Here is a 25,590-nt window from a genome sequence, read left to right as displayed (position 1 = left end):
GCATTTTCCCGATGTGGGCAGGACCGGGAAGAATGCTCGTGAACGTGCTGTGAAGACCCGGCGCGTCCGTGCGGCCGACCACCGTCGACCGCCACCCGAACGACCGATACGCGCGGCGAGGCCGCGGAGGAGCACCATGTCGCAGCCGCCCACGGCACCGCAGGACCCGTACCAGTTCGACCCCTACCGGCCGCACGGCGCGGACCCCGCGCCGCAGGCGCCGTCGCACGACGCCTGGGCGCCGCAGGGCGAGCCGCAGACGCAGCCGTACGGCTCGGCCGACGGCGGGTACGGAGCTCCGGGCTACGGTGCGGCACCGGACCAGGCGCCGTACGGGGCCGCGCAGGCGCCCGCGTACGGCACGGACCAGCAGCAGGCGTACGGCCAGCAGCCGGGGTACGGCCAGCCCTACGGCGACCCCGCGCAGCAGCCGTACCCGCAGCCCTACCCGGACCCGGCGCAGCAGGCGTACGGCAGCCCGTACGGCAACGGCTACTCCGCGTACACCGCGCCCGCGCCGTCCACGAGCACGATCGCGATCGTCGGGTTCGTCCTCGCGATCCTGGGCTTTCTCGGCAGCTGGATCCCGTTCGTCAACGTCTTCGCCGCGCTGCTCGGCATCACGGGCGTCGTGCTCGGGTTCGTCGGGCTGTCCCAGGTGAAGCAGGGCAGGTCGGGCAAGGGCTTCTCGATCACGGCGATCGTCCTCGGCGTGCTGTCCGTCCTGGCGACGATCCTCATGTGGGTGGTCTTCGTCGTCGCGGCGAACGAGGCCTCGACGCAGTACGAGCAGACGCTCTCCGAGATCCAGGAGGACTCCGACCGCGCGTTCGGCGAGGCGACGGACGAGGTCCTCGCCAACGACCTCGGCGTCGAGTTCGGGACGTTCGAGGGCACGGCCGACGAGTACGGCTGGGTCGAGTCCGCGCTGCCGGTGACGTTCACGAACACCTCCGACGAGCCGCTCACGTTCGACATCGACGTGGACGCGGTCGCCGCCGACGGCACCGTGATCGAGACCGACTGGGCCTACTCCGAGACCCTGGAGCCGGGCGCCTCGGAGACCGTCGAGATCTTCGACCTCATCGACGCCGAGAACCTCGAGGCCATGAAGACGGCCACGTTCGAGATCACGCAGGCGAGCGCGTACTGAGCCACCCTGCGGTCCCGGTCCGGCACGGTGCCGGACCGGCTTGGCACGAGAGCGGAGAACGACGTGACCTACCCGACGTGGGGAGACCAGGGAGCGCAGCACCCGAGCTCCTTCGCCCCGCCGCCCCCGAGCGCACCCGGCGCGGGCCCAGGAGCGCCGGGACACGGCGGGCCGGCCCCGACGTGGCCGGCCCAGGCCGCGCACCCGTCCGCTCCCTACGGTGCCGGGTTCGCGCCGAGCAGCGGGCCCCCGCCGAGGCCGCCGGCCGGTAACGGAGCCGCGGTCGCAGCGCTCGTCGTCGGGATCGTCGCGCTGCTCCTGTGCCTCGTGCCCGTGGTCAACGTCGTGGCCGGGATCCTCGCCCTCGTCGCCATCGGACTGGGCATCGCCGGGCTCGTCCGGGCGGGTCGGGTGCCCCGAGGGACCGGCACGGCGATCACAGGGCTGTGCCTCGGTCTCGTCGCGGGACTGGGGTCGATCGTGTCGACCGTCGCCTACGCCGCGATGGAGCCCGCCGAGGTCACCTGGGTCGACACCGCCGAGACCGCGACGGCTCCGGAGCCCGACGACATGACGTCCGACGACGTGGAGGCGCCGGGCGACGAACCAGTGGCGACGGAGCCGCTCCCGGTCGAGGAGCCGGTGACTCCGGCGCTGCCGGCGGTCGGCACGCCGGTGCGTGACGGGGACTTCGAGTTCGTCGTCGGCGGGATGGAGTGCGGGGTCATGCGCGTGGGTGACGACTACTTCTCCGAGACGCCGCAGGGGCAGTTCTGCATCGTGTCCCTGACCGTCACGAACGTGGGCGACTCCGCGCAGACGTTCTTCGGGAGCAACCAGTACACGGTGAACGCGGCCGGCCAGGAGTACTCGGCGGACGACGTCGCGGGGCTCTACCTCGGCGACGACGTCCAGTCGTGGATCGAGCCTGTGAACCCGGGCAACTCGATCTCGCCGCGCGTCGTCTTCGACGTGCCCCTCGACGGTGCGCCGGTCAGCATCGAGCTCCACGACTCCGCCTTCTCCGGCGGGGTGCTCGCAGCGCTCGGCTGACGACCCTGCCCGCTCCGCGACACGACGACCCGTACACCCCGAAGAAGGGCTCACCGTGAGCAGCGACCCTGACGAGCGCCGCGCGCCGGCCTGGGGGACCGCGCCCGAGGCCGGACCCGCCCCGACGAGCGCGTCGACCGGTGCTGCTGCATCAGGCCCGGCCGACCCGGGTGGCGAACCGCACGCCGGGACGGCCGGCGGGTCGGTGGAGCCCGCTGCGGGCTCCGGCCACCGGAGGCGCTGGTCGTGGACGACGGCCGCGCTCGTGGCCGCGACCCTCGGCGTCCTCCTCGTCGTCGCCGTGCTCGCCACCGAGGCGGTGACGGCGCGGCGCGGCTGGGCGCACGTCGGGGGTCTCTACGCGGTCGCGGGCGCCGCGGTGGTCGCGGTGGGCGCGGTCGTGTGGCGGCGCGGCACGCGCGGCGTGGCGGGTGCCACGCGCGCGCTGGTCGCGCTCCTGGCGGGCACCGTGGTGCTCACCGCGTGGGTCACGGTCGACGTCATGACGGCCGGCGGGCCCGGGTACGGTCCCGGCAGCTCGCTGCGCGGGTATCCGTTCGGCGGCGGCTACGACGAGGGGCCGGAGATCGGCGCCGCCTCGGACCGGGTCTGGTACGGGGAGTCCGTGCGCTACGCGGACGGCCTGGTCGTCGCGGTGTCCGCCCCGCAGCCGTACACGCCGACCGAGGACGTCCTGGAGCGGGAGGACGACTACCCGGACTCGGTGCGCCTCCGCGTGCGCGTCACCAACGGCACGGGGCAGGAGGTCGACCCCGACGGGCTCGAGCTGCAGCCCGTGTCGGGCGGTCTCGTCGCTCGCAAGGTCTACGACTACGCACCCGACGTGCTGCTCGACGACCCGGACACGATCGCCCGGGGGACGAGCGCCGAGTGGGACCTCGTCTACAACGTGTACGACCCGGAGGACGTCGTCGTCGGGGTCGAGCCGACCTGGGGTAACTACGCGGTGGCCGTGTTCTCCTGGTGACCCCGGACGCGCCGGGTGTCGCTGCGTGCGTCACTCCGTGCGGTCGAGGTACTCCCGAGCGAGGCGCTTCGGGGCACGCGACAGCCAGGCGTCCTGGAGCAGCTCCTCGAGCTCCGGCACTGCCAGCAGGTCGAGCCGCGCGAGCACGATCGGGTACCCGTCGAAGTGGCTCGTCGTGAGGAAGACCGCGGGGTCGTCGCCGAGCAGCGCGGCCTTCTCGCCCTCGTCGGCCACGCGGAACGCGATGGGTGGCTCAGCGGGCGCCGTGTCACCGAGCTCGTCGAGGTCCCTCGCGCGCAGCGGCCGCTCCCAGACGAACAGCTTGCCGTGCACGGTCCACTGGCGCGGACCCTTGAGGTCCGTGTCCGGTAGCACCGCCACGATCCGCTCGACGTCCTCCCACGAGGCCATGCCTCCACGGTAGGCCGCTCGTCGACGACGGACCAGACGGGGCCCGGCCCGGCCCGACGCGCGGGTCAGTAGGGCGCGACCTTCCCGAGCGGCGGGAAGATCTCGTCGAGCTCCACCAGGTCTTCGGCCGTCGGGGTCCAGGCCCCGGCCGCGGCGTTCTGCCGCACCTGCTCGGGCTTCGTCGCACCGGCGATGACGCTCGACACCTGCGGGCGCGACAGGAGCCACCCGAACGCGACCTGGACCTCGGTGATGCCGCGCACCTGGCAGAACGCGCCGAGGCGCGCGAGCGCCTCCCAGGGTGCCGACTCCAGGAGGTGCGGCTTCGTCCGGACGAGGCGGCCGTCGTCGGGCCGCGCGCCGTGCGCGTACTTGCCCGTGAGGAGGCCGTTCGCGAGCGGGAAGTAGGGGAGCACCCCGAGCCCGTACGCGGCCGCGGCGGGCAGCACCTCGAGCTCGGCCGCGCGGTCGACGAGGTTGTACTGGTTCTGCGCGGACACGAAGCGCACGGTCCCCGCGCTGCGGGCGGTGAACTCCGCCTCGGCGATCTGCCACCCCGCCCGGTTGGAGTGCCCGACGTAGAGCACCTTGCCCGCGCGCACGAGGTCGTCGAGCGCGGCGAGCGTCTCCTCGATCGGCGTCCGCGGGTCGGGCGTGTGGAACTGGTAGAGGTCGATCCGGTCGGTGCCCAGGCGGCGCAGCGAGTCCTCCACGGCGCGCACGACGTAGCGTCGCGACCCGCGGGCGTCGAAGTCGTCGCCCGCCGTGCCACGCATGGACATGCCGAACTTCGTCGCGACCACGACGTCGTCGCGGCGCGACCCGAGCGCCTGGCCGAGCAGCTCCTCGCTCAGCCCGGGTCGGCCCCCGTACGTGTCGGCCGTGTCGAAGAACGTCACCCCCGCGTCGAGCGCGGCGTCCACGACGGCGCGGGTCCCCTCGAGCGTCTCGGTCGCCGTCGTCGGACGGCCGAAGTTGTTGCAGCCCAGCCCGACGGCGGAGACGGCCAGTCCGGACCGGCCGAGGCGGCGCAGGGCGGGGCGGGGTGCGGTTCCGTCGTCAGCAGTCGTCATGCGGCGACCTTACGACGAGCCGCGGGCGGCCGTGACCGCGGACGCGCGCGTCGCGACCGCCGCGAAGAGCCGTTCGAGCGGTCCGCGACCGAGCGCCCAGCGCCACAGCGTCGCGGCCGCGAGCGTGGCGAGGGCGAGTGCAAGGAGGGGGCCGTTCGTCGTCTGCTCGTAGGCCGCGTCCCCCCACGCCCACAGCACGACGATCTGCGCGGAGTACACCGTGAGCGCCATCGCGCCGACCGCGGCGACGGGCGCCAGCACCCAGCGCCCGACCCGGCCCGCGAACAGGCACAGGCCCAGCACTGCGACGGCGAACCCGCCGGACCCCACGACCTCCGGGAGGGTATCCGTGTGCGGGCCGGCGAGCCACAGGTACGCGCTCGTCGGCCAGGGGTCGGACCAGTCCAGCGGTTCGGGCCGGAACGTGCTCGACCACGCCGCGGCGGCGTCCTCGACCGCCTGCGCCCCGCCGAGCGGACCGGTCATGGACGCGGAGAGGCCGTACCCGATCCCTGCCGCGAGCAGACCGCCGCCCACGAGCCCGACCCGCGTGGCGGTCGACGACAGGTCCGAGCGCCCGATCGCGATCCCGACGAGCACGTACGCCATCCACACGACGGCGGGGTAGTGCCCGGAGACGAGGAAGTCCGTGAACGCACCCGAGCCGTCGTCGGACAGGTGCAGCCCGGCGCGTGCGAGCACCTCGGGGAGCCAGTACGCGAGCAGCGGTCCGACCACCGCGACCGCCCCGGCGAGCACGAGCAGGTCGCGGCGGCGCCAGCGCAGGAACGGCAGGGCGAGCACGAAGTACGCGGCGTAGAAGCCGAGGATGAGCAGCACGCGCGTCCCGAGCAGGTCGAGCAGGCCCACGAGCCCGAGGAGCAGCACGGCGCGCACGAGGATGCGCGTGCGGGTCTGCAGCGCAGGCAGCCCGTCGAGCGGCGTCCGCCCGCCCGAGACGATCGCGAGCGACACCCCAGCGACGAGCGCGAAGAGGATCGACGACCGCCCGTGCGACAGGGAGAGCCAGCCGGAGGCCTCGCCGAAGTCGTCGGAGGTGTACCCGACGTGGGCCGCGAACATCCCGAGGACCGCGATGCCGCGCGCGACGTCGACCCCCGTCACCCGGCCCGGGCCCCCGAGCAGGAGGGCGGCGTGCCGCCGCGCGAACCCGGGGGAGGAGCGAGCGGGGTCGCCAGGGGCGGGGGTCATGCCGGTCGCGGCCGTCATGGGGGGATTGTCCGTGCGCGGGCGCGCTCCCACCCGGCCGCCACGCCGGAGCGGACGGCGGTGCGATCCCCGCGCGGACCGCGCGCCCAGAGTGTGAGAACGGGGTCGAGAACGATCCATGTCCGGCCTACGGTGCGGGTATGACGCACACCCCCCACGGCGCCGACGCGGCCGCCGAGCACCACGCCGACGCCCCCACCGGGGCCGGCAGCGACCCCGCGCAGGAGTCCGAGTCGTACACGCACGGGCACCACGAGTCCGTGCTGCGCTCGCACCGGTGGCGCACCGCCGAGAACTCGGCCGGGTTCCTCCTGCCGCACCTGCGCGCGGGCATGAGCGTCCTCGACGTCGGCTGCGGCCCGGCGACGGTCACCGTCGACCTCGCCGACCGCGTGGCCGGGGGACGCGTCGTCGGGGTCGACGCGTCCGAGGCCGTCCTCGAGAGCGCGCGCGAGCTCGCCGCCCAGCGCGGCACCGCGAACATCACCTTCCAGCACGCGAACGCGTACGAGCTGCCGTTCGCGGACGGCACGTTCGACGTCGTCTACGCGCACCAGCTCCTGCAGCACCTGTCCGACCCGGTCGGCGCGCTGCGCGAGATGAAGCGCGTCGCGAAGCCCGGCGGGCTCGTCGCCGTGCGCGACGCCGACTACGCCGCCATGACCTGGTACCCCGAGTCCCCGGGACTGACCGAGTGGAACACGCTCTACCACGAGGTCACGCACGCGTACGGGTTCGAGGCCGACGCCGGCCGTCGCCTGTTCTCCTGGGTCCAGGACGCCGGGTTCGACCTCGACGGCATCGTGCCCAGCGCGAGCACCTGGTGCTACGCGACCCCCGCCGACCGCACGTGGTGGGGCGGGCTCTGGGCCGAGCGCTGCGTCGCGTCGAACTTCGCGGTGCAGGCGAAGGAGTCGGCGCTCGCGGACGACGTCGCGCTCGAGCAGCTCGCGCAGGACTGGCTGCGCTGGGCCGAGGAGCCCGCGGGCTGGTTCGCGGTCCTCAACGGCGAGGTCCTCGCCCGCGTGTGATCGCGGTCGCGACCCGGTCCCGCGCGGTCGGGCGGGCGCAGGCCGGATAGCCTGAGCCCGTGCGCATCGCGAGATTCACCACCGGAGACGACCCCCGCTACGCCCTCGTCCAGCAGGAGGGGGACCGCACGTACCTCGCGGTCCTCACGGGCGACCCCCTCTACATGCCCGTCACGCCGACGGGCGAGCGCATCGAGCTGGGCGACGGCGTCCGGCTGCTGGCGCCGGTGATCCCGCGCTCCAAGGTCGTGGCCGTGGGCCGCAACTACGCGGACCACGCGAAGGAGATGGGCAACGACGTCCCGACGAGCCCGCTGCTCTTCCTCAAGCCGAACACGTCGGTCGTCGGCCCGGACGACCCGATCGTCCTGCCCGACTTCTCGCAGGAGGTCTCCTACGAGGCGGAGCTCGCGATCGTCATCGGTCGGCTCGCCAAGGACGTGTCGCCCGAGGCCGCGCCCGGCTACGTGCTCGGCTACACGGTCGCGAACGACGTCACCGCGCGCGACGCGCAGCGCACCGACGGGCAGTGGGCCCGCGCCAAGGGCTTCGACTCGTCGTGCCCGCTCGGCCCCTGGATCGACACCGACCTGAACCCCGAGGACGTCGGCGTGCGCAGCCGCGTCAACGGCGAGGTCAAGCAGGACGGCCGCACGAGCGACATGATCTTCGACATCCCCTTCCTGGTGTCGTACATCTCCGAGGCGATGACCCTCCTCCCCGGTGACGTCATCCTCACCGGCACGCCCGCCGGCGTCGGCCTGGTCGACGTGGGCGACCGCGTCGAGTGCGAGGTCGAAGGGCTCGGCGTCCTGAGCAACCCGGTCGTCCGGCGCCACTGACGGTGGGACGCGCCCCGGGTCGTACCGTCGCGCGCGGGGCGGGCCGGGGCGCCGTCGTGCCGTGCGGCGTCCCGGACTGACTGAGACGACGGCGCGGGTGACGTCGGACGCCCGGGCGGCGGACGGCGTCGGGCAACTACGCTGGGCACCGTGATCCCCGCACCTGGCTCCTCGCCCGTCCGCGTCCGCTTCTGCCCGTCCCCGACCGGGACGCCGCACGTCGGGCTCATCCGCACCGCGCTGTTCAACTGGGCGTACGCGCGGCACACCGGCGGCACGTTCGTGTTCCGCATCGAGGACACCGACGCCGCGCGCGACAGCGAGGAGAGCTACCAGCAGCTCCTCGACGCGCTGCGCTGGCTCGGGCTCGACTGGGACGAGGGCGTCGAGGTCGGTGGCCCGCACGAGCCGTACCGGCAGTCGCAGCGCGCGGACATCTACCAGGACGTCATCGCGCGGCTCGTCGAGGGCGGGTACGTGTACGAGTCGTTCTCGACCCCGGAGGAGTCCGACGCGCGCAACGCCGCCGCGGGCGTCAAGACGAAGGGGTACGACAACTTCGACCGCACCCTCACGGACGAGCAGAAGGCCGCGTTCCGCGCCGAGGGACGCGAGCCGGTGCTGCGCCTGCGCATGCCCGACGAGGACATCACCTTCATCGACCTGGTCCGCGGCGAGATCACGTTCAAGGTCGGCTCGGTCCCGGACTACGCGCTCGTGCGCGGCAACGGCCAGCCGCTCTACACGCTCGTCAACCCGGTCGACGACGCGCTCATGGGCATCACGCACGTGCTGCGCGGCGAGGACCTGCTGTCGTCCACGCCGCGGCAGATCGCGCTGTACCGGGCGCTGCTCGAGATCGGTGTGGCCGAGGTGATGCCGGAGTTCGGCCACCTCCCGTACGTCATGGGCGAGGGCAACAAGAAGCTCTCCAAGCGCGACCCCGAGTCCAACCTGTTCCTGCACCGCGAGCGCGGCTTCACGCCCGAGGGCCTGCTCAACTACCTCGCGCTGCTCGGCTGGTCCATCTCTCCGGACCACGACATCTTCACCGTCACCGAGCTGGTCGAGGCGTTCGACGTGCACGACGTGCTGCCCAACCCGGCGCGCTTCGACCTCAAGAAGGCCGAGGCGATCAACGCGACGCACGTGCGCCTGCTCGCCCCCGAGGACTTCCGCGACCGCCTCGTCCCGTACCTGCACGCGGGCGGCCTGGTCCCCGCGGACTCGTTCGCGGACCTGTCCCCGCGCAACCAGGAGATCCTCACGGCGGCCGCGCCGCTCGTCCAGGAGCGCATGGTGCTGCTCGGCGAGTCGGTCGGCATGCTCGGCTTCCTCTTCACGGCCGACGATGCGCTCACGGTCGAGGACGACGCGCGCGGCGCCCTGCGCGACGACGCGAAGGACATCCTCGCCGCCGCGATCACCGCGCTCGACGTGCTGCAGGACGGCGAGTTCGTCACCGCCGCGATCGAGGAGCGCCTGCGCGACGCGATCGTCGAGGGCATGGGCGTCAAGCCGCGGTTCGCGTTCACGCCGCTGCGCGTCGCGCTCACGGGCCGCCGCGTCTCCCCCCCGCTGTTCGAGTCCATGGAGCTGCTCGGCAAGGGCTCCACGCTGGAGCGGCTCGTGCGCCTGCGGGACGCGCTGTGACGGTCCTCGGCCACTCGGCGGCCTCCGCGCCGCTTGAGGGCGTCCTGTTCGACGTCGACGACACGCTCGTCGACACGCGCGCCGCGTTCGCCGCGTCGATCGCCGCCGCGTCGCGCGTCTGGCTCCCGCACCTGCCCGAGGAGCGGTACGACGAGGTCCTCGCGCTGTGGCGTTCGGACCCGAACGGGCACTACCGCGCGTACACGCGCGGCGAGGTGGACTTCGACGCGCAGCGCATGGCGCGCGCGAACGAGCTCCAGGCGACGTTCGGCGGCGAGCTGCTCGACGACGCCGCGTACGTGGACTGGAAGGACCTCTTCTGGGGCACGTTCGAGGCGTCCTGGGCGGCGTTCGACGACTCGCGCCCGGTCGTGGACGCGCTCGTCGCCGCCGGGGTACGGGTCGGGTCGCTGTCGAACGCGCGCGTCGAGCTGCAGACCCGCAAGCTCGCCGCCGCGGGCCTGCCCGACGTCCCGCTGCTCGTCGGCGTGGACACGCTCGGGTTCGGCAAGCCCGACCCGCGCGTGTTCGCCGAGGCGTGCCGCCGGCTCGGGACCGACCCGGCCCGCACGGCGTACGTGGGTGACGAGCTCGACGTCGACGCGCGCGCCGCGCTCGCGGCCGGCCTCGTCGGCGTCTGGCTCGACCGGCCCGGCACGCGCCGCGGCGGCCCGCACCCGGAGGACCCGACGTCGGCCCGCGCGTCGGGCGTGCACGTGGTCCACGCCCTGGCCGACCTGCCCGCGACCCTCGGAATCGCCGTCCACGCCCGCGCCGAGGCCCCCACGCCGAGGTAGAGCCCTGGTCTGCCGAGGTAGAGCCCTGGTCAATGACCAGGGCTCTACCTCGCGTTACCAGGGCTCTACCTCGCGCCACCACGGTTCTTTCTCGCGTGACCAGGGTTCTCCGCCGGCGGGGACCTGTCAGGTGAGGAGCAGCACGCCGACGAGGGCCGTCGTCGTGGCGAGGAGCGCCGACAGCCCGCCCAGGACGAGCGCGCGCCGCCCGGTGCGCAGCAGGTACGGGACGTCCACGCCCAGCCCGAGCGCGAACATCGCAGCGACGAACGCGAGCGTCGTCGCGGTCGCGAGCATGGCGAGCAGGGGCTCCGGCACGACGCCCAGGCTGCGCAGCGCCACCGCGGCCACGAACCCGACGACGAACCACGGCACCGGCGCGACCCGCGGCGGGGCCGCGTCCGTCGTCGTGCCCGCGGCCCCGGGGTCGCCCGCGCCGGCGGAGCCGACCCGGGCGAGGGCCGCGCGCCGGGCCCCGCGGGCCACGACGACGCCCGCGACCGTGACGAGCGGGGCGAGGAGGGCGACGCGCGCGAGCTTGGCGACCGTGGCGGTCGCGAGGGCGGGGTCCGAGATCGTCCCGGCAGCCGTGACGACCTGGGCGACCTCCTGCACGCTCGCGCCGATCCAGAGCCCGGCCTGGCCGTCGGCGAGGCCGACCAGCGACGCCAGCCAGGGCAGCGCGACGATCGCGAGCGTGCCGTAGACGGTGACGAGCGCGAGCGAGGCCGCGACGCCGTCGTCGTCCTCGCGGACCTGACCGGGGGTGCGCCCGGGGCCGGCGACGACGCCCTGCATCGCCGAGATCGCCGCGGCCCCGCACACCGAGAATCCGGTCGCGACGAGCAGCGTGGTGACGCGCGGCACGCGGAGTACGCGACCGAGCGCGAGCGTGCCCGTGAAGGTGACGAGGAGGGTCGTCGTGACGACGACGAGCCCGCGCCAGCCCAATGCGAGGACCTCGGGCACCGAGAGCTGGAACCCGAGCAGCACGACGCCCGTGCGCAGGACGACGCGGGACGTCCACGCGACCCCGGGCCGGGTCGCCGCGACCGCGACCGCCCCGCGCCGGGTCCTGCCCGCCCGGCCCAGGACCGGCGCGACGAGCGCGCCGAGCACGAGCGCGACGACGAGCGGCGACACCGTCGGGACGAGCCGCGACCCGAGCAGCACGAGGACCGTCGCCCCGGCGACCAGCACGAGCCCGGGCAGCGCACGAGAGCCCGCGGTGCGGCGGGACGTGCTCGCCGTCGCGACGGGTGGTGCGGTGCGGGTCGTGCGGGGTGCGGGAGGGGCCATGCTCACGAGCCTGCTGCGTGCGGCGACGCCGCGGAAGAGCGACCTGCCTCGCAACCCATAGAGTGGTCCTATGGCCCAGACCTCCCGCGACCGGACCTCGCTCTCCGCGCTCGAGCTGCTCGTCGCGACCGACTCGCACGGCTCGATCAGCGCCGCGGCGCGGGCGCTCGGGGTCGCCCAGCCGACGGCGTCGGCGGGCCTGCGCGCGCTGGAGCGCCGCCTCGGGCTCGAGCTCCTCGAGCGCACGACGCGCGGCTCCCGGCTCACGGAGACGGGCCGCGCGACCGCCGCGTGGGCGCGCGAGGTGATCGAGGCGTCGGACCGCTTCGAGACGTCGGTCGCCGCGCTGCGCGACGCCCCGGCCGCCCGGGTGCGCGTCGCGGCGAGCCTCACGGTCGCCGAGTACCTGGCGCCCCGCTGGCTCGCGCGCCTGGCGCTCGAGGGGTCCGGCCCCGGCGGGGGCGCGCCGGACGTCGAGCTCGTCGTGCGCAACTCGCGCGAGGTGACCGACCTCGTCCTCGACGGCGCCGTGGAGCTGGGCTTCGTCGAGAGCGCGACCCTGCGTCGGGGGCTGCGCAGCCGCACCGTCGCGCACGACCGGCTCGTCGTGGTCGTCGGGCCGGCGCACCGGTGGGCGCGGCGGAGCGCGCTGCGGGTCGACGAGCTGCTCACGGGCGGCCTGGTCGTGCGCGAGCGCGGCTCCGGGACGCGCGAGACGCTCGAGCGCGGGCTCGCGGCGGTCGGCGAGCGCCTGCCCGACCACCTGCCCTACCTCGGCTCGACGGCGGCGCTCAAGACCGCCGTGCAGCACGGCGGTGCCGTCGCGGTCCTGTCGAGCCTCGCCGTCGCCGACGACGTCGCGCGCGGCGCGCTGGTCCGGGTCGCCGTCCCGGGGCTCGAGCTCGAGCGTCGCCTGCGCATGGTGTGGAAGGACGGCACCGCGCTCTCGTCGGCCGCGCGCCGCATCGCCGCTGCGGCCGCCGTCTCGTCGGGCTGACCTGGTCCCGCGCGGGGTGCGACGTGGTGCGTCAGCGCACCGACGCGTCCCAGCGCCAGCGCGTGCGCTGCTGCCGGCCGGGCAGCTCGCCGCGCCCGGTCGCCCACAGGAGCAGGAGGTCCGGGTCCTCGTCCGGTCCCGGGTCGACGTCCGGGAAGAGGCGCGCGAGGACCCGCGGCGCGAGGCCCGCGGGGAACGGCACGTGCTCGCCCGCGAGCCCGAGCACGACGTCGTGGCCGTGCACGAGGACCTCGACGACCCCCATCGCCGCGAACCCCGCGGCGTCGGAGGTGCCGTAGGGGTGATAGGCGCGCGCTGCCGCCGCTCGGGTCTCGGCGAGCGTCGCGAGGAGCTCGCCGCCGCCGAGCAGCGCCTCGGCCAGTCCCGCCGTCCCGGCCGCTCGGTCGACGTGCGCGATCTCGTCCTCCCCGCGCGGCCCGACGAGCGGCACGTACGCGAGGCGCGGGAGCGCGGCGAGCTGGAGGGCGTAGGCGAGCAGGTCGTCCACGACGTGCTCCGCCGTCGTCCAGCACGACCACCGCACCGGGCCGGCCTGCGCGTCGAACGCCGAGGCGGGGTGCCGGACGAGGTGGTCCGCGAGCCAGCGCGCCGCCGTCCGGACGTCGTCGCCGGTGACGGCGTCGGGGACGCGGTCGTCGGCGTGGCCCGGGCGCGTGCTCACGCGCTGCCCGGGGCGGCGAGCATGTCGGCCCGCCAGCACTCGGCGAGGTACGGGAGGTCCACCTGGGCGCGCCCTGCGAGGTCCGGGTGGGTCGTGACGAGGTCGTCGATCTCGCCGAGCAGCTCCTCGCGACGCGCGTCGGGGAGCGTCAGCAGGTAGCTGCGCGACGCGGCGAGCGGGCGGAGGGACGACGTCGGGACGCGGTCGGCCCACGGCACCGTGCGGTGCTCGGGCGGGGTGAAGAGCTGCCCGGCGAGCACGGGCTCGCGGTAGCTGTGCTCGAGGGTGTCGCCGCGGTGGATCACCTCCGTGAACCGGCCGACCCAGTCGACCGCGTTGTCCCGCACGTTCCAGACGATCCCGAGACGGCCGCCGGGTCGCAGCACGCGCGCGATCTCGGGCTGAGCGGCGGGGGAGAACCAGTGCCACGCCTGCGCGACGAGCACGGCGTCGACGCTCGCGTCGGGGAGAGGGATCGCCTCGGCCGAGCCGGGCAGGGCCCGCGCGTCCGGGACGGACTCCGCCAGGCGGGCGCGCATCGCGTCCGAGGGCTCGACGGCGACGACGTCCAGCCCGCGAGCGACCAGCCGCTCGGTGAGCTTCCCCGTGCCCGCGGCGAGGTCGAGGACGCGCCGCGCCCCGTCGGGCAGGAGCCAGTCGACGGCCTCGTCCGGGTAGGAGGGCCGCGTGGACGCGTACTGGGCGGCCCCCTGCTCGAACGACGCGGCGCGGTCTGCGCGCGAGCCGGGGTCGGGGGAGTCTCCTGTGCTCATGCACCGACGGTGCCAGACGGCGACGCCGCACGTCGACCCGGGACGCCCGTGCGTGCCGGCCCCCCGTGGTTCGGGCCGCATTTGGTCCGCGTCGTCATGTCCGGTAATGTTCTCGGCCGGTGGGACCTCCACAAGAGGGAGCCAGGGGACGAGTCTCGACTCGTCGCGACGGCTCCTCGACGGTGGCTGGTTACCCCCTTGGGGTATGGTGTAATTGGCAGCACGAGTGATTCTGGTTCACTTAGTCTAGGTTCGAGTCCTGGTACCCCAGCGAAGAGCTCCGGCTCAGATCGAGCGGTCAAGACCGCGCGAAACATGAGGTAGAGTTCTCGACGGAGAAACGGACCGGAAACGGCCCGAAGATCCACAGGCCCCCATCGTCTAGCGGCCTAGGACGTCGCCCTCTCACGGCGGTAACACGGGTTCAAATCCCGTTGGGGGTACAGAGAAAGGCCCGGTCACCATCACGGTGACCGGGCCTTTGTCATGCTCGGAGAAGCGTGAGCAGCGCTCGACGCGACGTGTCGTGGTGCTAGCACGCGCCGTGTGACGAAGGTCGCGGCCCTCGGTGGGGACGGGTGATCGCCGTGCTGGGCACGAAGGAACCGTCAGCCCGCGCTCGTGAGCTCGTCGAGGTGTCGTCAGGGTGCGCCGTCGCGACCCGGGCCGGGCTCGTAGGGCTTCGGGATCGGCGTCGGCGTGGGGCGCGGGTGGATGACCGGCACGTAGGTCGCCCGGTGCTCCCCGGAGACCGCCCAGCCGGGCTCGTCGTCGTGAGGCTCCGTGGGGTGCTCGCCGCCGAGCCACCCGTCCCTGCGTCCCGTGGCGCCCTGCGCCGCCTCCGACGGCCCCGCGACCGGGATGGGCTGCGTCGGCCCGCTCGACTCGCCGGCCGCGCGCCCGGGGACCACGACCACGTGCTGGTCGGCGGGTGGGGGCGCGGGGACGGGCGGCAGGGTCTGGGCCGGGCTGCGGCCGTCCCACGCGGGGGCGGGCTCGACGGGCGCCGGCTCGGCCGGCTGGGGAGGGCGCGGGCCCGGCGGCGGGATCGACGCGGGGGCGGCTCCCTGGGTGCCGCCCTGTGTCGCGCCGGGGCCGTTCGGTCCCGTGCCGGGGCGGCTCCCGGGCGTGAAGAGCGTGTCGCACAGGAGGCGGTACGTCGCGTCAGGGTGGGAGACCCAGTCGATCTGGCGCAGCGCCTGGTCCTGCCCGGCGGACTCCAGGAGGAACTGCCCGTAGCCGAAGACGCGCCCGACGGGCGAGCGCCCGTAGTTCATGTCGGTGACCTTGGTGAGCGGCATCATCGCGACCTTGTGCGTGATGAGGCCGTACAGCAGGAGCAGGCGCTTGTCGGTGGCGACGAACCACTCGTTGCGCCACTCGAAGACCTTCCACACCAGGCGCCCGGCGAGGATCAGCCACAGCCACCACAGGAACAGCACGCCGTCGCCGACGGCTGGTCCCGCCTGCACGACGAGCCACGCGACGAGGAACGCGCCCGCGACGGTGGTCACGACCGGCTCGAGCAGCATCCCCCAGTGGTGGCGCGTGGCCACCACGACCCGCTCGCCGCTCAGCACGTAGCGGTCGAGGATCCTGCTCCGGGGACGGCCGCGGGCCACGGTCAGTCCAGGAGCGAGTTGAAGAACTGGCCGATGGAGCTGAAGGCACCGAGGATGACGTCCCAGATGCCCTCGACGATGTCGGCGGCGCGGTCGGGGCTCCTGATGACCGCGTAGACGGCGAAGATCACGAGGACCCAGATCAGGGTCATCTTCACCTTCGGATGCATCGGGACTCCTCGTGTCTCGGGTTCGGACGGTCAGGTGCGCCCCCTGCCGCCGCCGCGCCGTCCGGCGCCGGGGCACGCACAGCATGGCAGCAGCCGGTGACATTTTGACAGGGCACGTCCCGTTTGCGGCCCGCGGCGCGCCGACGACGCCCGACACCGCGCCCGGTGCGAGCCCTTCGGCGCAGCGGCTACTCGCCTGCGCGGCGCAGCACCTCGGTGAGGCGGTTCGCGGCGGCGACGACGGAGCCGGAGTGCAGGCGGCCGGGCTGGCGGCTCAGGCGCTCGACCGGGCCGGAGATGGAGACCGCCGCGACGACCCGACCCGACGGCCCGCGCACGGGCGCGGACACCGAGGCGACGCCGAGCTCGCGCTCGGAGACGGACTGGGCCCAGCCGCGGCGTCGGACGCCCGAGAGGATCGTGGCGGTGAAGACGGCCTCGCGCAGGCCGCGGTGCAGGCGGTCGGGCTCCTCCCACGCGAGCAGGATCTGCGCCGCGGAGCCCGCGTTCATCGTGAGCGTCGCGCCGACCGGGATCGAGTCGCGCAGGCCCACCGGACGTTCGGCGGCCGCGACGCAGATGCGGTGGTCGCCCTGGCGGCGGTAGAGCTGGGCGCTCTCGCCCGTGTGGTCGCGCAGCGCGGTGAGCACGGGGTTCGCGGCGGCGAGCAGACGGTCCTCGCCGGCCGCCGTCGCGAGCTCGTTGAGCCGCGGGCCGAGGACGAAACGGCCCTGCATGTCACGCGCGACCATGCGGTGGTGCTCGAGCGCGACCGCGAGGCGGTGCGCCGTCGGGCGGGCCAGGCCGGTGGCCGTGACGAGCTGGGCGAGGGTGGCCGGTCCGGACTCCAGGGCTCCCAGGACGGAGGCCGCCTTGTCCAGCACTCCGACTCCGCTAGTATTGTCCATAGGTCGATATTGACGTCTCACGCACTGAGATGCAAGTCCGGCGCGGATGTTCCACCCGCTGGACGTTCTCCCCGGCAGGCTGCCGGACGGCGGACGATCGACCCAGGCGGTTCTCCATACCCCCCAGGAGCACCGTGACAGACGACGAGGAGATGAGCTACATGGCCGGCACGCTGGCGGAGAAGGTCTGGGACGCGCACCTGGTGCGACGAGGCACCGACGGGTCGCCCGACCTCCTCTACATCGACCTCCACCTCGTGCACGAGGTCACCAGCCCCCAGGCGTTCGAGGGGCTGCGCCTCGCGGGCCGCCAGGTCCGCCGTCCCGACCTCACGATCGCGACCGAGGACCACAACACCCCCACGCTCGACATCGACCTGCCGATCGCGGACCTCACCAGCCGCACGCAGATCGACACGCTGCGCAACAACGCGCGCGAGTTCGGCGTCCGCATCCACTCGCTCGGCGACGCCGACCAGGGCATCGTGCACCAGGTCGGGCCGCAGCTCGGCCTCACCATGCCGGGCCTGACGGTCGTCTGCGGCGACTCGCACACCTCGACGCACGGCGCGTTCGGCGCGCTCGCGTTCGGCATCGGCACCTCCGAGGTCGAGCACGTCATGGCGACCCAGACGCTCCCGCTCGCGCCCTTCAAGACGATGGCGATCAACGTCGACGGCGCGCTGCCCCCGGGCGCGACGAGCAAGGACATCATCCTCGCGATCATCGCGAAGATCGGCACCGGCGGTGGCCAGGGCTACGTCCTGGAGTACCGCGGCGAGGCCATCCGCAACCTCTCCATGGAGGCGCGGATGACGATCTGCAACATGTCGATCGAGGCGGGCGCGCGCGCCGGCATGATCGCCCCGGACGACACGACGTTCGAGTACCTCAAGGGCCGCCCGCACGCGCCCGAGGGCGCCGACTGGGACGCGGCCGTGGAGTACTGGCGCACGCTGCGCTCCGACGACGACGCCGTCTTCGACACCGAGGTCACGCTCCGCGCGTCCGACCTCGAGCCCTTCGTCACGTGGGGCACCAACCCGGGCCAGGGCCTGCCGATCTCCGCGACCGTCCCCGTCCCCGAGGAGATCGCGGACGAGAACGAGCGCGTCGCCGCCGAGCGAGCGATCGAGTACATGGGCCTCACGCCCGGGCAGCCGCTGCGCGAGGTGTCCGTGGACACCGTGTTCATCGGGTCGTGCACCAACGGCCGCATCGAGGACCTGCGCTCCGTCGCCAAGGTCGTCCAGGGCAAGCAGAAGGCCGACGGCGTGCGCGTCCTCGTCGTCCCGGCCTCCGCGCGCGTGCGCCTCCAGGCCGAGGCCGAGGGCCTCGACAAGATCTTCCTCGACTTCGGCGCCGAGTGGCGCAACGCGGGCTGCTCGATGTGCCTCGGCATGAACCCGGACCAGCTCCAGCCGGGCGAGCGCGCCGCGTCGACGTCGAACCGCAACTTCGAGGGCCGCCAGGGCAAGGGCGGACGCACGCACCTCGTGTCGCCGCTCGTCGCCGCCGCCACCGCGCTCCGCGGGACGCTCTCCTCGCTGAGCGACCTCGACCTGCCCGAGGGCACCGACATCACGTCCTTCGACGGCACGCCGCTCGCGCCGCTCGACCCGCGCGTGCTCGTGCAGGTCTGAGCCACCCGCACCGCGCCGCCCACTCGTCGCCCGAAGACTCGAAGAGGTTCCTGCCATGGAGAAGTTCACGACCCACACCGGCGTCGGCGTCCCGCTGCGCCGCAGCAACGTCGACACCGACCAGATCATCCCCGCCGTCTACCTCAAGCGCGTGACGCGCACGGGGTTCGAGGACGCGCTGTTCGCCGCCTGGCGCGGTGACCCCACGTTCGTCCTCAACCAGGACGCCTACCGGGCGGGCTCCGTCCTCGTCGCCGGCCCCGACTTCGGCACCGGCTCGTCGCGCGAGCACGCCGTGTGGGCGCTCAAGGACTACGGCTTCCGCGTCGTCCTCGCGTCGCGCTTCGCCGACATCTTCCGCGGCAACTCCGGCAAGCAGGGCCTCGTCGCCGGCATCGTCGCGCAGGAGGACATCGAGCTCCTCTGGAAGATCCTCGAGACCAACCCGGGCACCGAGGTGACCGTGGACCTGGTCAACCGCACCGCGTCCGCGCAGGACGTCACCGTGCCGTTCCAGATCGACGACTACACGCGCTGGCGCCTCATGGAGGGCCTCGACGACATCGGCCTGACCCTCCAGCACGAGGACGAGATCTCCGCGTTCGAGGCGACGCGGGCGTCGTGGCGGCCCAAGACGCTGCCCGCGAAGACGCTGCCCAAGGTCGAGATCGAGGCTGCTCGGCCGGTCTGACCTTCCTGGCTCGGGGGCGGGCTCTGGGGAGGTGACGACGGGTCTACCATCCGCGGGGCTCGTTCCTCGCCCCGCTCCCGGTCTTCGGTCGAGATCCTCCTGCGTTCGCAAGCTCACTCCGGAGTCTCCCTCGATCCAGGCCCACCACGACCCGTCGTCACCTCCCCAGACCCCGCCCGTGGTCGTGTCGCCGACACGTCACTCGCGCGGACCGATCGGGGACGACGGCGACTCGCACCGTCGGCGCCTCGCCTCCTCAGGGGCGGGGTGGGCCCTGGTGGATGGCGTCGAGGAGGGACTCCGGGGTCGCGGTCTCGGGGTTCCAGCGGGACTCGACCCACCAGGTGGCGCCCGCGTCGGCGAGGCCGGCGAGCTGGTCGGCCGCCGCGGAGCGGTCCGCCGGGAGCTCGCCCTGGACGACGACGTCGAACGGGCGGCCCGCGTCGAGGCCGAGCTCCGCACGGCGCGTGGTGAGCCAGGCGGCCAGGGCGGAGACGTCGTCGGGCGTGGGCACGTCGAAGCCGCGCTCGCCGCGGAGCTGGAGCACGATCCCGTCGGCGCGCAAGGTGCGGTCGAGCGAGCGCACCGGCGGGCGCTCGGCGTCCCACACCCCGACCGGCCAGACCGGCACGTGGTGCCCGACCACCGGGCGTTCCACGGGACGCGGGAGGAAGAGCATCTCGCCCGCGTGCACGTGCGTGCCGTCGAAGGCGAACTTCTCCCCGGACCAGGCGCGGTCGAGGTAGGCGAGCGCGTCGTCGAGCAGCTCCGCGCGCTCGCGCAGGGACTGGGGCTGGCCCGGGACGGCGGAGAAGCCGCCGTCGTCGAGCACGCCCACGCCGACGGGCAGGACCAGGCGCCCGCCCGACAGGTGGTCCACGGTGAGCGCCTGCCGCACGACCTCCCACGGCCTGCGGCGCGGGAGCGCGAAGACCATCGCCCCGAGCGCGATGCGCTCGGTGCGGACCGCCGCCGCGGCGAGGACCGACCACGGGTCGAACGTGTCGACCGGCATCGACAGCAGGCTCAGCCCGTCCCACGAGAAGAACCCGTCCCAGCCGGACTCCTCGGCGCCGACCGCCATGTCCAGCACCTGGGCCGCGGAGCCGAAGCTCCCGACCACCCCGACCTTGATCCCCGACCCTGTCTCCGTCGTCGCTGCGCTCATCCCGAGGACGCTACGCCCCGCCACCCACACCCGAGCCCGTCGAGTGCTGGGCAGGTGTCGCCGCCGGGCGCCAGCGACGACGAGTCCCCAGCGCTCAGGGGAGCGGGGTGACGTCGAGGCGGACGATGCGGCGGCGGGCGACGTCGGTCACGGTGAGACGGCGGTCGTCGACGTCGACGTGGTCGCCCACCGTCGCCAGCCGGCCGAGCTGCGCGACGACGTACCCGGCGACCGTCTCGTACGGGCCGTCGGGCAGCTCGACGCCGGTGCGCCGCGCGAACTCCTCGATCGTCTGCCCGGCGTCGACGCTCGTCGCGGCGCCGTGCTCGCGCGCCGGGGAGGGCTCGTCGGGGTCGTACTCGTCGCGGATGTCGCCCACGAGCTCCTCGACGAGGTCCTCGAGCGTGACGATCCCGTCGGTCCCGCCGTACTCGTCCACGACGACGGCGATGTGCACACCCTCGCGGCGCATCTGCGACATCGCGGGGAGGACGGTGTTCGTCGCGGGCAGGGCGAGGATCGGGCGGACGACGTCGCGCACCGCCAGGGCGCGCCCCGTCGCGGGGTCGGTCGCCGGGTGGTCGGGGCAGTCGCGCCCGAGGAGGTCACGCACGTGGAGGAACCCGACGACGTCGTCGAAGTCGTCGCCGGTCACGGGGTAGCGCGAGTACGGGCCCGCCGCGACGGTCTCCGCGGCGTCGGCGAGCGTCGTGTCGGCGCGCAGGAACGCGACCTCGCCGCGCGGCGTCATGGCCTCGGCGAGCGACCGGTCGCCCGCCTGGAACACGTCGTCGAGGATGCGGCGCTCGTCCTCGGGCAGCGACTCGTGCGCGAGCACGATCTCGCGCAGCTCCTCCTCGCTCATCTCCTCGCTGCGTGCGGACGGGTCGCCCCCGAGCAGGCGCACGACGCCGTCCGTCGAGCGCGAGAGCAGCCAGATGACGGGGCGCATGAGCGTCGCGAACCGGTCGAGCGGCGGTGCGACGACGAGCGCCACCCCGGCCGAGCGCTGGAGCGCGATGCGCTTGGGCACGAGCTCCCCGAGCACGAGCGAGAGGTACGCGATGACGAGCGTCAGCCCGACGAGCGCGACCGTGTCCGCGAGCCCGCTCGACAGCCCGAGGCCCTCGAGCGACGGCGCGAGGTCGGGAGCGAGCGTCGACGCGCCGTACGCCGCGGAGAAGAACCCCGCGACGGTGACGCCGATCTGCACGGCGGCGAGGAACCGGTTGGGGTCGCGCGCGACGGCCGCGACCCGCGCGCCGCGCGCGGACTGCTTCTCGAGCCGCGCGACCTGGCTCTCGCGCAGGGAGACGAGCGCGATCTCGGTGCCGGCGAACACACCGCCGACGAGGATGAAGAGCAGGACGAGTCCGATGTTGGCCCAGGTGCCGGAGTCCATGCTCCATCCAAGCAGGCCGCCCGGCCTGCCGGCGGGATCAGCGGTCGGCGGGGTTCCGACCGTCCGTCGGCTCGGGGTCGGTCGGCTCGGGATCGGCCGGGTCTGCGTCGGTCGGGTCTGCGTCGGCCGGGGCGGAGCCCTGCGGCTCGGCCGCCGATGCGGCGGCCCCGGCCGCCGTCCCGGCCGTCGTGCCGTGGGTCGCGTCGGTCGTCGCCTCGCCGGCGGCCGGCTCGCCGTGCTTGCGGCGGGGGACGACGTGCGCGACGAGGACCACGACGCCACCCACGAGGATGCCGACGACGGCCGAGCAGGCCGTGTTGACGAGCCAGCCCAGGAACCCGCCCACGCCCGCGACGCCGGTGACGGCGTGCTCGAGGTGGTGCACGACGTCGTACGGGCCGTGCCAGCCGAGGTCGTACGCGCCCTGCAGCAGGATGTGGCCGCCGACCCAGAGCATCGCGATGATGCCGACGAACGAGATGACGGACATGACCTTGGGCATCGCGCCGACGAGCCCGCGACCGAACGACTGGACCCACGGCGTGTCGCGCTGCGCGAGGTGCAGGCCGATGTCGTCCATCTTCACGATGAGCGCCACGACCCCGTACACGAGCACCGTGATGAGCAGCGCGACGATCACGAGGATGACCAGGCGGGACCAGAAGGCCTCCGAGGCGACCTCGTTGAGCGCGATGACCATGATCTCCGCGCTGAGGATGAAGTCGGTGCGCACCGCGCTCGAGACCACCGAGTCCTCGTCGACGGCCTTCTTCTCAGCCTTCGTCTCGACCTCGGCGTGGTGCCTGCCCGAGACGAGCTCCCAGACCTTCTCAGCACCCTCGAACGCGAGGTAGGTCCCGCCGAGCATGAGCAGCGGCGTGAGCAGCTGGGGCAGGAACTGGCTCAGCAGCAGGATCGCCGGGAGGATGAAGAGCAGCTTGTTGCGCAGCGACCCGACCGCGATGCGCTTGACGACGGGCAGCTCGCGCTTGGCGGCCAGCCCCTCGACGTAGCGCGGCGTGACGGCGGTGTCGTCGATGACGACGCCGGTCGCCTTGGCGCTGGCGCGCCCGGCGGCGGCGCCGACGTCGTCGATCGACGCGGCGGCGAGCTTGGCGAACGCCGCGATGTCGTCCAGGAGGGCAGCGAGTCCGAAGGCCATGGGGAGGTGCTCCGTGCGCCGGCCCGCGTCGCCGCGCACGGGCCCGCTGGTCGAGTGGACGCGGCGGCAGCATCGTAGCGAGTGTCGGCCCCGTGACGTCGTGCTCGCCCACACCACCCGTGCTCAGCGCGGCGCGGCGCGCGTCACGACGTTCACGACGTGCGGCGCGCGCACGACGACGCGCACGACCTCGCGCCCGGCGGTCGCCCGCGCAACGCCGGTCGTCGCGAGCGCGAGGTCGTGCAGCGCGCGCTCGCCGACGTCCGCGGGCACCCGCACCCGGTCGCGGACCTTCCCGTCGACCTGGACGACCGCCTCGACCTCGTCCGCGACGAGCAGCGCCGGGTCGACGACGGGCCAGGTCGCGTCGGCGACCGAGGGGTCGCGGCCCAGCCGGTGCCAGGCCTCCTCGGCGGTGTGCGGGGCGAACAGGCCGAGCAGCACCGCCACCGCCTCGACGGCCTCGCGCACCGCGGCCCCGTGCGGCGCGTCGGGCTCGCCCGGCGCCGGGCCCGCGTCGGACGCCCGCCGCGCCGCGGTGACGAGCTCCATGACGCGCGCGACCACCACGTTGAACCGGCTCCGGTCGAGCAGGTCCTCCGCCTCGCGCACGGTCGCGTGGGTCGCGCGGCGCAGGTCGTGCGCGCGCGACCCGGGCGCGACCTCGACGAGCGCGGCGTCGTGCGCCGCCGCGCACGACCGTGCACCCGGCCCGACGACGGAACCTCGGGCCGGCCCCGCGACCGGTCCGACCGCGTCGGCCAGCCGCAGCACGCGCGCGCAGAACCGCCGCATGGCGCCGGGGTCGACGTCCGCCCAGTCCACGTCGTCCTCCGGCGGCCCGGCGAACACCATCGCGAGGCGGACCGCGTCGGCGCCGTGCCGGTCGAGCTGCTCGCCCAGGTCGACGCCGTTGCCGAGCGACTTGCTCATCGCGCGACCACCGTTGAGGACCTGCCCCTGGTTGAGCAGCGTCGCGAACGGCTCGACGACGTCCACCCAGCCCTCGTCGTGCAGGAACTTCGTGACGAACCTGCTGTACAGCAGGTGCAGGATCGCGTGCTCGACGCCGCCCACGTACTGCGCGGCAGGCATCCACCGCCGCGCGTCCTCGGGTCGGAACGGGACGTCGTCGGGCGGGCCCTCGGCGCCCAGCGAGCAGTACCGCAGGAAGTACCAGGACGAGTCCACGAACGTGTCGAGCGTGTCCGGGTCGCGCTCCGCGTCCGCGCCGCAGCGCGGGCACGGCACGCGCCGCCACGCGTCGGCGGCGGGCGACGCGAGCGGTGAGCGCCCGCGGGGGAGCAGGTCGTCGCCGGCCAGGTCCGGCAGCCGCACGGGCAGCTCGTCGTCCGGGACGGGCACGACGCCGCACGCCGGGCAGTGCACGACCGGCACCGGTGCGCCCCAGTAGCGCTGGCGCGAGACCAGCCAGTCCCGCAGCCGGTACGACGTCGTCCGCTCGCCCGCGCCGCCGGCCTCCAGCCGGGCGACCGCGTCGTCGACGTCGGGCCAGACCTCGCCGGACCCGGCGGGCAGGCCGTGGGCGGCGGCGAAGCGCGCGTCGCGGTCGTCGTGCGCGGGCACGCCCATGACCGCGCCCGTCCCGTAGCCGGGCAGCACGTGGTCCGCCGCCCAGACGGGCAGCCGCTCGCCCGTCACCGGGTGGCGCACCCACGCGCCCAGGAACGTCCCGGCGCTCGGGCGCTGCGCGTTCGTGCGCTCGATCTCCCCGGACGCCAGCGCGGCCTCCCGGTGCCGGGCGAGCGCGTCCGCGTGCTCCGGCGTGCACAGCGACGCCGCGAGCGGCCCGTCCGGCGCGACGGCGACGAACGTCGCGCCGGGCAGGGTGTCGGGGCGCGTCGTGAACACCTCGACGTGCTCCGGGGTCGCGCCCGCGCCGGGCGACGCGCTCGCGGCCGGGCGCGGACCGCCGTCGGGCACGACCGCGAAGCGCACGCGTGCGCCCGTGCTGCGCCCGACCCAGTTCCGCTGCATCGTCAGGACCCGCGGGGGCCACGCTCCCTCGAGCGCGTCCATGTCGTCGAGCAGGCGGTCGGCGTACGCGGTGACGCGCACGAACCACTGCGTGAGCTCGCGCTGCACGACCGTCGCCCCGCACCGCTCGCACCGCCCGCCCACGACTTGCTCGTTCGCGAGCACGGTCTGGTCGGCCGGGCACCAGTTCACCGGGGCGGTCGCGCGGTAGGCGAGGTCGCGCTCCAGCAGCCGCAGGAACAGCCACTGCGTCCAGCGGAAGTACTCGGGGCGGTGGGTCTCCAGGCGGCGCGACCAGTCGAACGACACCCCGTACCGGTGCGCCGTCGCGGCCTGCGTCGCGATGTTCGTCTCGGTGAAGACGGCGGGGTTCTCGCCCCGGCGGATCGCCGCGTTCTCGGCGGGGAGCCCGAACGAGTCCCAGCCGATCGGGTTGAGCACGTCGAACCCGCGCAGGCGCCAGTACCGCGCGACGACGTCCTCCAGCGCGAACACCTCGGCGTGACCCATGTGCAGGTCGCCGGAGGGGTACGGGAACATCGTCAGCAGGTAGCGGCGCGGGCGCGCGCCGTCGTCGCGCGCGCGGAACGTATGGTGCTCGGCCCAGTACCGCTGCCAGCGGTCCTCGATCTCGCGCGTCGACGGGGGAGACGGGGGTACGGCGGGGTGGGGTGGGTGTGCGGCGTCCACGGGGAGGCTCCTCGAGAAGGTGGGCTTCGTCGTCGGGCACTCGCCCGGTCCGTGGGGACGCGCGGGCATCGCCGCGCTGAGCGTGCCCGCCCGGCGGGCTCAGCGCGGCCGGCGAAGAAGGAGCCGCAGGTGTCGCATCCCGGACATCGTGACC

General features: G+C 74.2%; 23 protein-coding genes and 2 tRNA genes. 12 read left to right on the top strand and 13 right to left on the bottom strand.

What is annotated here, in order from left to right; genetic code table 11:
- The first annotated feature begins 136 nt into the window (after nucleotides 1-136).
- The 3 genes from ACFC2L_RS12495 to ACFC2L_RS12485 all read left to right on the top strand — a co-directional run bounded on the left by ACFC2L_RS12495 (nucleotide 137) and on the right by ACFC2L_RS12485 (nucleotide 3,194).
- On the top strand, nucleotides 137-1,153 hold the full coding sequence (locus ACFC2L_RS12495) for a hypothetical protein (RefSeq protein ID WP_375824622.1): 1,017 nt from the start codon (nucleotides 137-139) through the stop codon (nucleotides 1,151-1,153).
- Between the two features lie 63 nt (nucleotides 1,154-1,216).
- Entirely contained in the window at nucleotides 1,217-2,206 is a 990-nt protein-coding gene (locus tag ACFC2L_RS12490) for a DUF4190 domain-containing protein (protein WP_375824621.1), read from the top strand.
- Nucleotides 2,207-2,261: 55 nt separating this feature from the next.
- Nucleotides 2,262-3,194 carry a hypothetical protein gene (locus ACFC2L_RS12485; protein WP_375824620.1) on the top strand — a complete coding sequence of 311 codons (933 nt, stop codon included), beginning with the start codon at nucleotides 2,262-2,264 and terminating at the stop codon, nucleotides 3,192-3,194.
- A gap of 30 nt (nucleotides 3,195-3,224) precedes the next feature.
- Here ACFC2L_RS12485 and ACFC2L_RS12480 read toward each other — a convergent pair whose 3' ends face one another.
- From ACFC2L_RS12480 to ACFC2L_RS12470, 3 genes are all read right to left on the bottom strand, one after another.
- Entirely contained in the window at nucleotides 3,225-3,605 is a 381-nt protein-coding gene (locus ACFC2L_RS12480; protein WP_375824619.1) for an MmcQ/YjbR family DNA-binding protein, read from the bottom strand.
- Between the two features lie 65 nt (nucleotides 3,606-3,670).
- On the bottom strand, nucleotides 3,671-4,678 hold the full coding sequence (locus ACFC2L_RS12475) for an aldo/keto reductase (RefSeq protein ID WP_375824618.1): 1,008 nt from the start codon (nucleotides 4,676-4,678) through the stop codon (nucleotides 3,671-3,673).
- Nucleotides 4,679-4,687: 9 nt separating this feature from the next.
- Nucleotides 4,688-5,908 carry a heparan-alpha-glucosaminide N-acetyltransferase domain-containing protein gene (locus tag ACFC2L_RS12470; RefSeq protein ID WP_375824617.1) on the bottom strand — a complete coding sequence of 407 codons (1,221 nt, stop codon included), beginning with the start codon at nucleotides 5,906-5,908 and terminating at the stop codon, nucleotides 4,688-4,690.
- A gap of 140 nt (nucleotides 5,909-6,048) precedes the next feature.
- On the opposite strand from ACFC2L_RS12470, the gene ACFC2L_RS12465 reads away from it, so the two are divergent.
- The 4 genes from ACFC2L_RS12465 (at nucleotide 6,049) to ACFC2L_RS12450 (ending at nucleotide 10,231) form a co-directional block, all read left to right on the top strand.
- Nucleotides 6,049-6,939, top strand: coding sequence for a methyltransferase domain-containing protein (locus ACFC2L_RS12465; RefSeq protein WP_375824616.1), 891 nt, complete (start codon nucleotides 6,049-6,051; stop codon nucleotides 6,937-6,939).
- Between the two features lie 59 nt (nucleotides 6,940-6,998).
- Nucleotides 6,999-7,781: a fumarylacetoacetate hydrolase family protein gene (locus ACFC2L_RS12460; RefSeq protein WP_375824615.1), complete on the top strand. Its 783-nt coding sequence runs from the start codon at nucleotides 6,999-7,001 to the stop codon at nucleotides 7,779-7,781.
- 150 nt (nucleotides 7,782-7,931) lie between these two features.
- Entirely contained in the window at nucleotides 7,932-9,434 is a 1,503-nt protein-coding gene (gene gltX, locus ACFC2L_RS12455) for a glutamate--tRNA ligase (RefSeq protein ID WP_375824614.1), read from the top strand.
- Nucleotides 9,431-10,231 carry an HAD family hydrolase gene (locus tag ACFC2L_RS12450; protein ID WP_375824613.1) on the top strand — a complete coding sequence of 267 codons (801 nt, stop codon included), beginning with the start codon at nucleotides 9,431-9,433 and terminating at the stop codon, nucleotides 10,229-10,231. Before gltX ends, ACFC2L_RS12450 begins: the two co-directional genes overlap by 4 nt.
- Before the next feature lie 126 nt (nucleotides 10,232-10,357).
- Here the strand turns inward: ACFC2L_RS12450 and ACFC2L_RS12445 are convergent, their stop codons facing one another.
- Entirely contained in the window at nucleotides 10,358-11,530 is a 1,173-nt protein-coding gene (locus ACFC2L_RS12445; protein WP_375824612.1) for a YeiH family protein, read from the bottom strand.
- Between the two features lie 70 nt (nucleotides 11,531-11,600).
- Here ACFC2L_RS12445 and ACFC2L_RS12440 point away from each other — a divergent pair, with 70 nt between their 5' ends.
- Nucleotides 11,601-12,527, top strand: a complete 927-nt coding sequence (locus ACFC2L_RS12440) for a LysR family transcriptional regulator (RefSeq protein WP_375824611.1) — start codon at nucleotides 11,601-11,603, stop codon at nucleotides 12,525-12,527.
- Between the two features lie 31 nt (nucleotides 12,528-12,558).
- On the opposite strand, the gene ACFC2L_RS12435 is transcribed toward ACFC2L_RS12440, so the two are convergent.
- Together ACFC2L_RS12435 and ACFC2L_RS12430 are read right to left on the bottom strand one after the other, a co-directional pair.
- Entirely contained in the window at nucleotides 12,559-13,209 is a 651-nt protein-coding gene (locus tag ACFC2L_RS12435) for a hypothetical protein (protein ID WP_375824610.1), read from the bottom strand.
- Nucleotides 13,206-13,982: a class I SAM-dependent methyltransferase gene (locus ACFC2L_RS12430; protein ID WP_375824609.1), complete on the bottom strand. Its 777-nt coding sequence runs from the start codon at nucleotides 13,980-13,982 to the stop codon at nucleotides 13,206-13,208. The genes ACFC2L_RS12435 and ACFC2L_RS12430 overlap by 4 nt, the downstream gene beginning before the upstream one ends.
- 199 nt (nucleotides 13,983-14,181) lie before the next feature.
- Here ACFC2L_RS12430 and ACFC2L_RS12425 point away from each other — a divergent pair.
- Nucleotides 14,182-14,253: transfer RNA gene (locus tag ACFC2L_RS12425), tRNA-Gln, on the top strand.
- Nucleotides 14,254-14,352: 99 nt separating this feature from the next.
- Nucleotides 14,353-14,425: transfer RNA gene (locus ACFC2L_RS12420), tRNA-Glu, on the top strand.
- Nucleotides 14,426-14,623: 198 nt separating this feature from the next.
- On the opposite strand, the gene ACFC2L_RS12415 is transcribed toward ACFC2L_RS12420, so the two are convergent.
- The 3 genes from ACFC2L_RS12415 to ACFC2L_RS12405 all read right to left on the bottom strand — a co-directional run bounded on the left by ACFC2L_RS12415 (nucleotide 14,624) and on the right by ACFC2L_RS12405 (nucleotide 16,682).
- A complete protein-coding gene (locus ACFC2L_RS12415) occupies nucleotides 14,624-15,604 on the bottom strand; it encodes a PH domain-containing protein (RefSeq protein ID WP_375824608.1) in 981 nt (326 codons plus the stop codon).
- 2 nt (nucleotides 15,605-15,606) lie between these two features.
- On the bottom strand, nucleotides 15,607-15,774 hold the full coding sequence (locus ACFC2L_RS12410; RefSeq protein ID WP_167550992.1) for a hypothetical protein: 168 nt from the start codon (nucleotides 15,772-15,774) through the stop codon (nucleotides 15,607-15,609).
- A 188-nt stretch (nucleotides 15,775-15,962) separates the two neighbouring features.
- The gene (locus ACFC2L_RS12405; protein ID WP_024840729.1) at nucleotides 15,963-16,682 is read right to left on the bottom strand and encodes an IclR family transcriptional regulator; all 720 of its coding nucleotides are present in this window, start codon (nucleotides 16,680-16,682) and stop codon (nucleotides 15,963-15,965) included.
- A 161-nt stretch (nucleotides 16,683-16,843) separates the two neighbouring features.
- On the opposite strand from ACFC2L_RS12405, the gene leuC reads away from it, so the two are divergent.
- Together leuC and leuD are read left to right on the top strand one after the other, a co-directional pair.
- Nucleotides 16,844-18,325 (top strand): 3-isopropylmalate dehydratase large subunit, encoded by a 1,482-nt coding sequence (gene leuC / locus ACFC2L_RS12400; RefSeq protein WP_375824689.1) that lies wholly within the window; start codon nucleotides 16,844-16,846, stop codon nucleotides 18,323-18,325.
- A gap of 55 nt (nucleotides 18,326-18,380) precedes the next feature.
- Nucleotides 18,381-19,016 (top strand): 3-isopropylmalate dehydratase small subunit, encoded by a 636-nt coding sequence (leuD, locus tag ACFC2L_RS12395; protein ID WP_087469387.1) that lies wholly within the window; start codon nucleotides 18,381-18,383, stop codon nucleotides 19,014-19,016.
- Between the two features lie 256 nt (nucleotides 19,017-19,272).
- Here the strand turns inward: leuD and ACFC2L_RS12390 are convergent, their stop codons facing one another.
- From ACFC2L_RS12390 to ACFC2L_RS12375, 4 genes are all read right to left on the bottom strand, one after another.
- Nucleotides 19,273-20,184: an LLM class flavin-dependent oxidoreductase gene (locus ACFC2L_RS12390; protein WP_375824607.1), complete on the bottom strand. Its 912-nt coding sequence runs from the start codon at nucleotides 20,182-20,184 to the stop codon at nucleotides 19,273-19,275.
- A gap of 94 nt (nucleotides 20,185-20,278) precedes the next feature.
- The gene (locus tag ACFC2L_RS12385) at nucleotides 20,279-21,586 is read right to left on the bottom strand and encodes a hemolysin family protein (RefSeq protein WP_375824606.1); all 1,308 of its coding nucleotides are present in this window, start codon (nucleotides 21,584-21,586) and stop codon (nucleotides 20,279-20,281) included.
- A 37-nt stretch (nucleotides 21,587-21,623) separates the two neighbouring features.
- Nucleotides 21,624-22,748: a DUF808 domain-containing protein gene (locus tag ACFC2L_RS12380; protein ID WP_375824605.1), complete on the bottom strand. Its 1,125-nt coding sequence runs from the start codon at nucleotides 22,746-22,748 to the stop codon at nucleotides 21,624-21,626.
- 123 nt (nucleotides 22,749-22,871) lie between these two features.
- Nucleotides 22,872-25,505, bottom strand: a complete 2,634-nt coding sequence (locus ACFC2L_RS12375; RefSeq protein ID WP_375824604.1) for a leucine--tRNA ligase — start codon at nucleotides 25,503-25,505, stop codon at nucleotides 22,872-22,874.
- Between the last annotated feature and the right edge of the window lie 85 nt (nucleotides 25,506-25,590).

It is taken from the genome of Cellulosimicrobium sp. NPDC055967, from assembly GCF_042269845.1.
In the GTDB taxonomy this organism is placed as follows: Bacteria; Actinomycetota; Actinomycetes; order Actinomycetales; family Cellulomonadaceae; genus Cellulosimicrobium.
The sequence above is the reverse complement of the archived record's forward strand: the minus strand, read 5'-3'. Positions and strand labels throughout refer to the sequence as shown.